The sequence below is a fragment of the Bacillus sp. DWP3-1 genome (assembly GCF_049896565.1).
GTDB lineage: Bacteria > Bacillota > Bacilli > Bacillales > Bacillaceae > Bacillus.
Genome location: NZ_JAFCUN010000008.1, coordinates 195004 through 208048, shown reverse-complemented (window position 1 = coordinate 208048; position 13045 = coordinate 195004). Strand labels below are relative to the sequence as shown.

Below are 13045 nucleotides of genomic sequence, written 5' to 3'. Positions count from 1 at the left end.
CTAGTGTGGAACATGAGAAAAACACCTTCCTTTAGTATGCTTTTCTCTATTATAAAATGAGGAGATGGAAAGTTTAAGGGAAAAAATAAAGCTGTCGAGATTTTCTCGACAGCCTGAAGACTACATGACTGTAGTCTTCTTTTTTTATGATTTGAATGGGGCAGGTTTTTCTTCACTTAATCCAAATCGATGGAGGAGCTCTTCGACAATTCGTCTCGAGGCTTGTCCGTCACCATAAGGGTTAGACGCCTTCGACATATTGTCATACTCTTCCTGATCTACTAGCAGCTCTTTTGCCATTTTGTAAATGGTCTCTTCATCTGTACCTGCAAGCTTAAGCGTGCCGGCTTTCACGCCTTCTGGACGTTCTGTTGTATCACGCAGCACTAATACTGGCTTCCCTAGAGAAGGCGCCTCCTCTTGTACACCGCCAGAATCCGTTAAGATAAAGTGCGAAGCGGCAGCAAAGTTATGGAAATCAACGACTTCAAGCGGTTCAATTAAGTGTACCCGATCGAGACCGCTAAATTCTGTCTGAGCTGCATCACGTACAGCAGGGTTTAAGTGAACAGGATAAACGACCTGAACATCTTCAAACTCTTCTACAACACGTCTAATGGCTCTAAACATGTTTTTCATCGGCTGTCCGAGATTCTCTCTGCGATGGGCCGTTAACAAGATCATTTTATCCGTGCCTATTTTCTCTAAAATAGGGTGCTGATAGTGCTCAGTAACCGTTGTTTGCAGGGCGTCAATCGCTGTATTCCCTGTCACACAAATGGTCTCTTCTTTTTTATTTTCAATTAAAAGATTCTGCTTCGCTTCGTCTGTAGGTGCAAAATGAATATCGGCAATAGTGCCTGTCATTTGACGGTTCAATTCCTCTGGGAAAGGCGAATATTTATTGTGTGTTCTCAATCCAGCTTCGACGTGACCGACTGAAATTTGGTGATAAAATGCTGCCAAGCTTCCTGCAAAGGTTGTTGTAGTATCCCCATGGACAAGGACAATATCAGGTTTTTCTTCTTGGAATAATTGATCTAGCTTTAACAGTGCATTTGATGTGATTTCAGATAATGTCTGGCGCTGCTTCATGATGTTTAAATCATGATCTGGCGTAATCGAAAAAGCCTCAAGAACTTGATCAAGCATTTCTCTATGCTGGGCTGTTACAGTGACAATTGAATTTATCTGTGGATGTTTATTTAATTCAAGGACAAGTGGTGCCATTTTGATCGCTTCAGGTCTAGTACCGAAAATAGTCATTACATTTAGTTTTTTCACTTGTTTAATCCTCTTTCCTAGTATAGTACTTTCAATTATACACAATTTGGAGGATAAATTTAATGATATAAAAAAAGAAATTTACATTGAATTAACGTTAAATTTCTCTTTCCTTTACATTTAACATATAAAATATGAATTATCTAAAATTCATTTTAGTGAAATCATTTGTCTTTCCTATGATTTGTAAGTTACACTTTAAACAGACGACCAAGAACAAACATTGAATGATTAAATCGGTTATCTATGTAAGGAAGGTGCAAAGTTCATTGAAAAAAGTACGTAAAGCCATTATCCCAGCTGCAGGTCTTGGGACACGTTTCCTCCCTGCAACAAAAGCTATGCCTAAAGAAATGCTGCCAATCGTTGATAAACCAACCATTCAATATATTATTGAAGAAGCTGTTGAATCAGGAATTGAAGACATTATTATCGTCACTGGAAAAGGAAAAAGAGCCATTGAGGATCATTTTGATTTTGCACCAGAGCTAGAGCGCAACCTGGAGGAAAAAGGAAAGAGCGAGCTTTTAGAAAAGGTGAGAAAATCCTCTAACATTGCTGACATTCATTACATACGTCAAAAGGAACCTAAAGGACTTGGACACGCCGTTTGGTGCGCACGCAACTTTATCGGTGATGAACCTTTCGCCGTTTTATTAGGTGATGATATTGTTCAAGCCGAAACACCCGGACTTCGCCAGCTGATGGATGAATACGAAAAGACTCTTTCATCTGTGATCGGTGTTCAGCAGGTGGCAGACAGCGATACACATCGCTACGGGATCATTGATCCTCTTACACAAGAAGGACGCCGCTACCAAGTGAAAAACTTTGTTGAAAAGCCGCCGCAGGGAACAGCACCATCCAATCTAGCCATCTTAGGACGCTACATTTTCACGCCAGAGATCTTTATGTACCTTGATCAGCAAGAAATTGGTGCAGGCGGAGAAATTCAACTGACAGATGCCATCCAAAAGCTGAATGACATTCAGCGCGTATTCGCCTATGATTTCGAAGGAAAACGATACGATGTCGGTGAAAAGCAAGGCTTCATCGAGACGACTCTAGAGTTCGCCCTTCAAGATGAGGATCTAAAAAAGAAACTCATTCCATTTATGAAACAGCTTCTCGAAAAAGAAGAAGTGAATTAAAAAAAGCTGCCGGGATCGGCAGCTTTTTATTTGATCACTGAAATCGTCAGTGTATGCTGTTCATTATCAATGACAAACAAGTTGTTTTCGCCCTTCACTGCGAATTTCGTTTGTTTCTCATTCATCCAAACGTTCTGTTCTGTCAGCCCAAGTGTTGAAGGAGAGATTGACATGATCTCACGGAATACCATCGTATTCGCTTGACCATTTTGAATGACATAGTCGGCTTTCTCTGTGGTCAATCGTTCAATCATTCCGCCTTGATTACTTTTGATCGAGCTCAGCGTTTGCATTCTTTGCTTAAGCACAGATTCTTCTTTTCCAAGGAAAGAAAGTAAATACTCATACGAGCCTGCAGATGCGGGCGATACATAGGAATTGAACTGACCTGGTCCAATGGATAATGACTTTAATTCTTCTGCATGTTGAAGCCCATCAGCTTTGACAAAATACGTCTCTGATGCTGTTTTGATTTGAACGATTTGTTTATTTTCAGCGACAGCTTGTACTTCTTGCCCAAATGGCAAAGTGACATCTGCCTTCTTTTTCATGGCTTGATCTTTGTACACCGTGAGTGGATCTGCCGTGACAATTGCCTGTCGATCCACCTTTTTCATATCAGGCGCCCCTTTCGATAGCGGGTTCTTTGACTGAAGCGATTCTGTCTTATCTGATGGGATGGCGCCAAACGTCGCCAGTGTACGAAGCGGGCGATCCGAAAACATCGATAAGGCAAGTAAAATAGTTAAAACAGCTATTATCGTCACTTGAAAGGCTGGTCCAAAAAATGAACGTCGTTTTCCGTTCTCATCATATCGAGACACCTTTTCTGTCTTTTTTTGTACGCCTTTACGCCCTTCTTTGTGTTTCAATTGATATTCTTTTTTTTCTTTTTTAGAAAGCTTGTTAAACCATTCAACAAACTCCTTATACTCTTTCACGACCTTCTTCGTATCATCAAACATACGAAGCTCACCATAATGCATCCAAGCCACTCGGTCACAGATTTTTTGAATTTGGCTAATGGAATGGCTGACAAAAAAGATCGTCTTCCCTTGTTCTTTGAATTCTGTGATTCGATCCACGCATTTTTGATAGAAGGTTTGGTCACCAACAGACAATGCTTCATCAATAATCAAGATATCTGGATCGATATGCGCTGAAATGGCGAAGCCAAGACGTGATTTCATTCCGCTTGAGTAGCTCTTCACAGGCTGATCAATAAAGTCCCCGATATCCGCAAACTCTACGATTTTTTCATAAAGCTCGTCTATCTCTTTATTCGTCAGCCCCATCATTAAGCACTTGAGGCGAATGTTGTCTTTCCCGCTTAATTGGTTGTTCAGCCCTGCCGCAATGGCAATTAACGAAGGCTGTCCGTCCATATCAATTTCACCACTTGTCGGTGGAATGATTTTCGCTAGAAGGTTTGACATCGTTGATTTTCCAGATCCGTTGATCCCTACAAAACCAATCGTCTCGCCTTCATATACATCAAAGGACACATCACGAACAGCAAAGAAACCTTTTTCATTTTTATTAGGAAAAAACAGACCTTTAATCTTATCTGACTGCTTTTTATAAAGGACGTATTGCTTGGATACGTTTCGAAACGAAACCTTTAGTTTCATCGTATAATCTCCTTACTTTTTAAAGAAAATCGACAAATTTATCCCTAAATTTCATATGAAGCAATGAACCGACTGTTAAAAGAAGAAGCGTGATCAGCCAAAAATAAAGCGTATATTTCACATCATGGAAGAACCATTCTCCCTTTAACAAGCTATTTCTAAAACCATCAATAATGTAGAAAAGAGGATTCAATCTTAATATATCCCCGATCCAAGCTTTGTCTCCAGTGAGCTTCTCTGAGATATTCCAAAAAATCGGCAGCAAAAAGAAAAGTAAACGTGTCACTGATTGTAAAAGAAATTGATAGTCTCTCACGAGTACGCTAATCGTGGAATTAAACAAACTAAACGAAAACATAAACGCGATCATACAAATAAGATAGTATATATATTGCAGCCAGTGCGCATCAGGATATATGCCATAGGAAATGAGCACAATCAGATAGACACCCATCATGACAAAGTAGCTGAACAAGTTGGACATTATCACTACAGACGGCAGCGCACTAATCGGAAAGTTCATTTTCGATACCATATTAATGCGTTTAAACACACTGTTTGATCCATCAAGTATCGTCGGACTAATGAAGAACCAAGGGATTAATCCGGCAAGCATCCAGATGATAAATGGAACTTCCATCCCTCCAATGACAATTGGCTGTCCTCCGCGAATTCCCAGACCAAAAACAAACCAGTAAGCCAGCATTTGAATCAATGGATTTAAAAACTGCCATAAAACACCTAAATAATTCATCTGATATTTTGATTTTGTTTCATAAACAGCAAGTCGCATAATCAGCGGAAATGAGCTAATTTGCTCCTTTAATATCGTCAACATTGCGTTCATTCTAATCTTCCTTAGATATAAGTTTTTGGGATTACTTTTTTAAAAAGCACCGCTCATAATTGTAACAGATAACGATGCACATTTCACCTTATAACAAAAGTCATGCACGTCAAACTAGAAGACAAAAAACCCCTGAATCCTTTCAATCGTTGATTCAGGGGGTCCTAACATATTAGATAATTTGATGTTCTTTTAAGAAATCCGTAATTCTTTTCGTATTCTGATTATCGTTAAAGCTGTTGATTTTCAGATATTTTTCTTTATATTCATCTTCCACAACATACTGACGATCGATCGCATGTTTAACAATCCGAATCAGCTCTTGTGTATTATATGCTATCGGTCCTGGTGCATTTTCATCGTTTACAGGAGGAATCGCCTTATACTGTCTAATCAAGTAATCTTTTTCTTCCCAATAAAAAATAGGATAGGCACCTCTATATTGTGCATCATAAATAGCAGAAGAATAATCAGTGATAAACACTTTTGACACTTTTAGCGCTTCCGATGGGTTATCAGAAATAAGATGTTTATACTGAGGCAGGTTTTGATAAACGTACTGCGAAAATTTGTTATGCGGTACAATTAACAGACGATCAAGAAGACCTGCTTCTTCAAAGCTTTTGATGATTTTGATCAGAACTTTATAGTAAGATGTTTCTTCAATTCTATTCGTATAAATAAGACCCTCTTCCCAATATCGGTAAGTTGGCATAAAGGCGATCTTATCTGCACCGTCTACTAATTTGGCATGATCAAAGGTTGCTAGCCCTGTCAAAATCAAATCCTCACGATCATATTTCATTTTGTAGAATTCACCAGCCTCTAGTTCAGAGCTGATGACTGATTTATAAATATTATATTGGTTCTTGTCTTTATGGAATCCAAAGGCCATTGGATTATCAACCGGTTTAGCAAACATAATTCCATGCTGTAAAAAGACGAGTGGAACACTCATGATTCTCTCTCTGAGATGATCAATATATAATCTATCATTCAGAACATGGTTAGATAATTCACTTGATATAAAATAACTGGCATTAAAGATACTTAAATAATGTCTGAGACTATATTTCGGTATGATCCCCTTTCCATATTTCGCTTTCAATGCTGGATATGCGCTTGATTTCTTATTAAGAATAAAGTAATTTTTTGAGCCTGTTTGACAATTGTCTTGTACGTAGTTATACACTCTAATAGCTGATTCATCTGCTTTATCACTCTTTTTCTCAAAAAACAAATTCACACCATAATTTTTGTCTTTATAGAATGATGATAGGATACTCGCTATTTTTATTTTCACTTTACTAAATAAAGAATATTCCTGTGAATAAGGAATAATGGTCGATGTCACATTCCCAAATAGATTTGTTCTTAGTACTTGAAGCTTGTCCCCATTCTTTTTCGTGATATATGTTTTGACCTTTTTATCCTTTTTTTTCAACCTTAAACTATGGATAATTCGGTGATCATTTCCTACGAACAAGTTATTGTGGATTCTGCTGTCTAAATCAAGATCATTTAACGAAATTTTAAAGAAACCGTATCTTTTCAAGAATTTAATCTTCCTAAATGGTCTTATAAATTTCGCCAGCTGGTGCTCAGAATTTCTAATGTAAAGATATTCATATTTTTGATCTGAATTATACGCATAATGCGTCAATCTTCCATAAACATAAAAACTATTAAACAAACTAAAGATGCGTAATCTCGACGTATGTTTTGTAACGAGATATGGGTTTCCTCTTACTAAGTAAACGCCATTCGTTCTGACATAGATGTAATATCTTTGTTTATTAATCACCAAGATATTGAGAATATTGTCATCTTTGAACTGCTCCAAGGTATCTTTACCAAAAACTTTAAGCGGCTGATATCTAGGAACGAGTCTAAAGTTGACGATTTTCTTTTGATCCGTCACTTTATTTAAAATTTTGATTTGATTACGATTATTCACAGTCACTTCAATATCTTTATGTTCCTGCATCACATCAAACAAAATTTTCCTTACATTTAGTTCCTTATTCTGACAATCATAGGTAATAACAAAGTGGAAAGCACTGTATTTAATAAAGGAGATATCCACAAATCGTCTACCTACCTTTTTAATGGGCAAATCTATTTTATAATTCCGATTGATCTCATCTACATTCAGCAGCCCTGAAAATAATAACAGTTCCTCTTCGCCGCTGTATAAGCCATAGCGATCTAACCCTAACTGCTTGACATAGATATCATCAAATTGATTATTAATTTCAATGGGAAGTACTTGATCTGGCTGGATCATGTCTGAGCTTTCTTTGACAATATATAAGTTATGATCCTTAGCATAGAGATAGATCATTTCATTAGAATTGTCTATTGTGGATTCAAAAATCATCTGATCCTTTACATTAATTTCGCAAATCCACTTTGATTCATTTACATTTAGCTCTTTAAATTCATAAGTGCACAATTTCTCTATGTTATCAATATATAAAACTAACTTGTGTTCATCTAAATTAAGAATTTCTAAAAAATTATGATAAAGTTTGTACATTGAAGCACCTCTATATTATTTTCAGCAAATTTACATTACCGGATAATCTTATCTAAATTTAGCATGTTTAATGTTAAATTTCTATGTTTTTTTATTTTTACCATAACTTTTAAATATGTGTACAATGGTATGAAAAACACAAAAAAGTACCGTTCAAAAGGCGAAGAACGGTACTTTTTAAACTATTTTTCAGAAAACACTACTTCCACCACACGCTTCGAAGACTCCCCGCTCTCTAGATAGCAGAATTTTTCATAAAACGGTGCGAATGAAGCCGGTAGTGTAAAGGTTGGCTGTTCTGTTTCTCTTACCCAGTCAATGACGCTGGCTGTCTCTTTTACAAGAGGTCCAGGTGCTTCTTGTTCAAAGTCGAAGTAGAAGCCTCTCAGCTTGTCACGATATGTTTCGATGTCTGGTACATAGAACAGCATCGGACGTTTAAGGTTTGCATAATCAAAGAACACAGATGAGTAGTCAGTGATGAGCAGATCAGATATCATATACAGGTCTCTAATGTCTTCGTAATGAGAGAAGTCATAGGCAAAGCCTTCATATGGTCCTAAATCAAAGTTTTCAGCGACTAGATAGTGCATACGCAAAATGATGATATATTCGTCTCCGATAGCTGCTCTTAGCTCATGCAGATCAAGGTCTAAATCAAATTTGTACTGCCCTTTTTTATAAAATTGATCGTCTCTCCATGTCGGTGCGTATAAGATCAATTTTTTATCAAGCGGCAGGTTCATTTTTTGTTTGAGTGCTCTCATCGTTTCTTCATTGTTTTGATTATGAAGGAAGTCATTTCTCGGATATCCTGACTCAATCATGGTCTTTTGAAATTGGAATGCACGTGTAAAGATTTCAGTCGAGTAAGCATTTGGAGAAATGAGATAGTCCCAATTCGATGCTTCTTTCGTGAAATTCTTTTTGTATTTCTTCGTGTTTGTTCCAGGCATATGCACCTCGTCCATATCCATCGCAAGTCGTTTTAACGGCGTACCGTGCCATGTCTGCAAGTATGTTGTATGCTCTGGTTTTGGAATCCATAGCGGCAAACGGCTGTTGACGACCCAATACTCGGCTCTTGCCATCGCAAAAATCCATTTCAATGATAGACGGTTGATATAGTAGATGTCCTTTTCCTTGAACGGTGCTTCATGCCCTTTTTTCACACTCCAGATCAACGTATATTCAGGATGATTTTCTTTCATATACTCATAGATCCCACGCGGATTACAGCTGAATTGTTTTCCATTAAAGCTTTCAAAAACAACCGTTTTCTTTTTCACAGACAGCTTACTCGCCATCTTAAAGGTCGTTTGGAAGGTCCTTGTCACAAGGCGGTTACGGACTTTTTTTATTTTACCGATTTTCTTTTTGAACTTCTTCCACTTGCTTTTGACGTAGTACTTCGCTCGTGTTTTCATTGTATAATCATTAATTCGAATGCCAAGCGTTTGTCTCTTTTTCTTTCGATACACCTCATATCGAATCGGTACATCGTTTCGTTTATGAATTTGAACAAGTCCTTTGAGTTTGTTCGAGCGATCTCCAAGCACTAAAGAAGCGGTCGTTAAAGTCTCCTCTACTCCATCTACATCACAAATAAATTCAAGATAGAAGCGATATACAAGGCGGTTGTTTAACGAATATGTCAATTCCTTCAAAGGAACTTCTGCTAGAAATTGATAAAGCTGTGGTACTTGTTGATCATCACGGTATTTGACCACTTCTTCTTTTATTTGGGTCATATTTACCGGAAAACGATGTTCAATTGGTTCTTCACCATTTCTCTTCAATAGAAGCTTTACTTCTTTGATCTCATAAGGATGCTCTGCACTGAGAACGCCTGCATACCCAGTTAAAGATAACGTACATTCTTTGTTGAGCTCGATATGATTGAATTTCACAACCTTTAGCTCACGCTTGATTTTAAACGATGCATTCCCTTTATCCGTACGATACGGGATGACATACAGCATCGCATCTTTATTTTCTAAAAAAGTCAGCTCTGGCTTGTCTATTTCCATTTTTAAACGGCGTTTATAGTATGGCGTCTTCTCTTCTACTTCGGCGTTATCCGTTTCTTTTAGTTCGTCTTCCTCTTCTTCTGTATCAGAATCATAGGCTGAGTCCTCAAGCTCGTCTTCATCCTCTTCTTTGTTTGCGCTTAGATAGTCTGTGACATACAGGTTATATGTCTGGCCCTGCTCTAATGCAAGCGGCAGCGATGATTCACTCAATACGAACTTGAATAGATTCTCTTCTTGATGAACAAGCGGAAGGAAAAGCTCTTGTTTTGATACCCTTTCCCTCATAAACAAATAAAATTCTCTATCTTTTAATGGCATGTCATCGTCGATGCGAATAAGCATTTCTAGTTTCTCATGATGATTTTTTAACCCTTCAACGACACTCTTCTTATGAATTCCCTCTTCAATCATTAATCGTTAATCTCCTCTGTTCAGAAATCTTACCGTTGTGTTGTCACGTTATTTCACTTTCCAAGAATAGTTTCCTTGTTTCGTTTGATACGACCACCCATCGATTGACGATGGTTTATTGGTGAGCAGCTCTCCCTCTACTTCTAGACGCTGCAAAACTTCTTGAAGTTCTTCTGTTTTAAAACGAATGTAAAAATCAACGTATTTTGTTTGGTTGGTTTCAATGTTTTTCTTTGTTTGAAAATGACCAATTGGAAAGCTGACTTGATGGTTTTCATCGATTGTTTGAGATATGATTTCAGCTCCATTGCCTCGATCATATCCTGCGAAATCGATTTGCACATGATCCGCATGGCTCATTTCGTTCTTCAACTCAAGCTGAAGATGAAGAACATGATGTTCAGAGCTTAGATCATGCAAAACCCATTTCGTACGGTCCACGATCCTTCTCAGTTCATCTTTTCGCTCACGATTTTCGAGCATATGATGAAGTGCTGTATTCCAAAGAGACATTTCATCAGAAGGCACAAGATAAAAATAGGTTTGTTCTCCCAATACCTTCTCAACATCTACCTTATGCTTAGTATCTCCAAAGAAGACGGCATCCACTTGCTGTTTTCTTATTTGTTTAAATAATTCTCCGTAATGAGAATAGAGTTGATGTGGATCTTCTTCATAATGTGCGTCATGTACAAATGCAGCGTAATACGTTGTTTCAGGCTGATCGATTTTAAACAGGTGGCGGTCCTGATCCCGGTCTTCTGTGATCATTAGTTTCAAACGGTCATTTTGTGTTTGAATACTGGATAACCATAGTTGCTTTATATCCGTTTTCTTTGTAAAAGTTTGAATTCCTGTTTTTTTATACCAATTAATATGCCGAACTGGATTCTTTTTTGCATCTCCTGAGTAGATGATCTCCATATAAATGCCGCCATCGTCATTGATTAGTTCCTCCAAGTATAGAGCACCTGTATGAGGAACAAAGCTTTGTACTCTGCACAAAACGCCCTGCCAATTGTATTCTTCCCTCTTCACTAATTGCTGCTCTTCATTATATTGATCAATATAACAAATAGGGGAAGAAGGCAGTTCATATCTCGTCACCTGTATCATTGATTCATCTACTGGCATCACTGCTTCATTGATCGAATGAAATGATGTACCGATGATAAATTCCGAGTAACGTCTTTTACTTCCGCTTGCTGGTAGAATATAGTGTTCAAATACATTCAAGATGTCAACTTGGCGAAGAAAGGTCTCCTCCATGCTATGAATATGTTCTTTCACATTTGCATCATAATTCAAAGTTAAAATGGCATTACGTTTATGTTTGTCAGCCAATGGCTTTAATCTCGCTTTTAAAGACTTCGTTGAGCTCTCATCCTGTTTTGGTACATCACCCATGATAAAGTAGTAGTCCATATCAGGCATGTCAACTGATGTCATTGTTTCATGTTGTTGAGGTTGATCCAATGTGTGTTCAACTTTTTTCTTCATCCAATTTTGAAACAAAGGAAGCTCTCCTTAAAAATAATGATAACTTGCTCATTGTATTTTACATGAAAAAGTACTTCTCACCAAAAGATAAGAAGTACTTTTTTTCGATCTATTAAAGTCCAGCAATTTCTTCCTTAATTTGTGTTGTCGAGATGCCTTCTGTTCTCTTCAAGTACACGACTTCGCAATGCTCTTTTAAGAAATCGAATTTACCTTCCCAGTCATCTCCCATGACAAACACATCAATATCGTGCTCCTGCACGTCACGGACTTTTTGATCCCAGCTGTTTTCTGGAATGACTTCGTCTACATAACGAATCGTTTCAAGAATCAGCTTTCGATGCTCGTAGCTATGATAAGCCTTTTTTGATTTTTGTAAGTTAAACTCATCTGTCGAAATGGCCACCACTAAGTAATCTCCAAGCTGCTTTGCACGTTCGAGCAGCTTAATGTGCCCCCAGTGTAATAAATCAAATGTACCGTAAGTAATAACTTTCTTCATTGCAAACATGAACTCCTTTCTTCATTCCTTATTCAACTGCTTTCATGCAGTAATGTTTATCCGTAATCCTATTATCATCGTTCGTATTTTTTCGCTCTTCGGAACCTCATTATATCACAGCGCCCATCAAACGTTAAGCAGATGTAAAGACAAACTATTTCCAATTTATTGGGCGCAGAAGAGAAAGTCCGAAGAATCAATGTTTCTCGCAGCATCCTTCATATGAATTGATGAAAATGTCATGAAATTTAAAGGTTTGTAAAGTTATTGTTAATATTTCATGGAGCATCTGTGATAAAATGATGAGTAGACGAAGAATGAATTTACAATGAACGTTCATAGATAACAAGATGAAAAAGGAGGTCTAAACAATGCAAACAGAAGTGGTCTCTAACCTTTCTTATGTAAACGGCGACCTAGATGAATTTATCAGCTATATGAATCACCATCATATTTCTCAAAGAAGAGGCGCCATGATTGCGACTGTCAATCCAGAGATTGGCTATGCTGTTATGAAGGATCATACGTACCATCAAGTCGTCTCTTCTGCGGATTATGTTCTGCCGGATGGTGTAGGCGTCGTCTTGATGTCACGTTTGACACAAAGTCCGCTGAAGTCAAGAATTGCTGGCTTTGATGTCTTCATGTCTATGCTTGATCTAGCAAACAAGCAGTCTAAAAGTATCTTTTTATATGGAGCGAAAAAAGAAGTGCTTGAGGCTGTTAAACAGCGAATTGATACGGAATATCCAAATGTGGTCATCGCGGGCAGCTGTGATGGCTATCAAGCCGATAAACGTTTCGTAGCGAAGCAAATCGCCCGCTCGAAAGCAGATATGGTGTTCGTTGCTTTAGGTTATCCAAATCAGGAGAACTTTATTTATGAATACCGTCATTTATTCCCGCAGGCTGTTTGCATCGGTTTAGGCGGAAGCTTTGATGTATTTAGCGGAACGGTGAAGCGTGCACCACGATGGATGATTAAGACAAATACAGAATGGCTGTACAGACTGATTGTGAATCCGTGGAGATGGAAACGAATGCTGAATATTCCTAAATACGCTTTTGCCGTATTGAAAGAAAACAAAGGGAAAAAACGTTACTATCCTGAGCAAGTAAAGGATCAGACGAAGCAGCTGTGAGAGAC

Annotated in this window: 9 protein-coding genes; 2 read left to right on the top strand and 7 right to left on the bottom strand. The window is 37.9% G+C overall.

What is annotated here, in order from left to right:
- Positions 1-144: 144 nt before the first annotated feature.
- Positions 145-1284, bottom strand: a complete 1140-nt coding sequence (gene wecB, locus ACP7A0_RS17545; RefSeq protein WP_106039017.1) for a non-hydrolyzing UDP-N-acetylglucosamine 2-epimerase — start codon at positions 1282-1284, stop codon at positions 145-147.
- 269 nt (positions 1285-1553) lie between these two features.
- Here wecB and galU point away from each other — a divergent pair, with 269 nt between their 5' ends.
- The gene (galU, locus tag ACP7A0_RS17540) at positions 1554-2435 is read left to right on the top strand and encodes a UTP--glucose-1-phosphate uridylyltransferase GalU (RefSeq protein ID WP_034660174.1); all 882 of its coding nucleotides are present in this window, start codon (positions 1554-1556) and stop codon (positions 2433-2435) included.
- Between the two features lie 26 nt (positions 2436-2461).
- Here the strand turns inward: galU and tagH are convergent, their stop codons facing one another.
- From tagH to tagD, 6 genes are all read right to left on the bottom strand, one after another.
- Complete coding sequence (gene tagH / locus ACP7A0_RS17535) at positions 2462-4066, bottom strand: teichoic acids export ABC transporter ATP-binding subunit TagH (RefSeq protein ID WP_375566426.1); 1605 nt, start codon at positions 4064-4066, stop codon at positions 2462-2464.
- A 19-nt stretch (positions 4067-4085) separates the two neighbouring features.
- On the bottom strand, positions 4086-4913 hold the full coding sequence (locus ACP7A0_RS17530) for an ABC transporter permease (protein ID WP_060597419.1): 828 nt from the start codon (positions 4911-4913) through the stop codon (positions 4086-4088).
- A 172-nt stretch (positions 4914-5085) separates the two neighbouring features.
- Positions 5086-7452, bottom strand: a complete 2367-nt coding sequence (locus ACP7A0_RS17525) for a CDP-glycerol glycerophosphotransferase family protein (protein WP_095285718.1) — start codon at positions 7450-7452, stop codon at positions 5086-5088.
- A gap of 182 nt (positions 7453-7634) precedes the next feature.
- On the bottom strand, positions 7635-9896 hold the full coding sequence (locus ACP7A0_RS17520; RefSeq protein ID WP_106030573.1) for a CDP-glycerol glycerophosphotransferase family protein: 2262 nt from the start codon (positions 9894-9896) through the stop codon (positions 7635-7637).
- Between the two features lie 48 nt (positions 9897-9944).
- Positions 9945-11411, bottom strand: coding sequence for an alpha-glucosyltransferase N-terminal domain-containing protein (locus ACP7A0_RS17515; protein ID WP_375566428.1), 1467 nt, complete (start codon positions 11409-11411; stop codon positions 9945-9947).
- Positions 11412-11508: 97 nt separating this feature from the next.
- Positions 11509-11898: a glycerol-3-phosphate cytidylyltransferase gene (gene tagD / locus ACP7A0_RS17510; RefSeq protein WP_008343212.1), complete on the bottom strand. Its 390-nt coding sequence runs from the start codon at positions 11896-11898 to the stop codon at positions 11509-11511.
- Between the two features lie 371 nt (positions 11899-12269).
- Here tagD and ACP7A0_RS17505 point away from each other — a divergent pair, with 371 nt between their 5' ends.
- Positions 12270-13040, top strand: coding sequence for a WecB/TagA/CpsF family glycosyltransferase (locus ACP7A0_RS17505; RefSeq protein WP_307500354.1), 771 nt, complete (start codon positions 12270-12272; stop codon positions 13038-13040).
- The last annotated feature ends 5 nt before the right edge of the window (positions 13041-13045 follow it).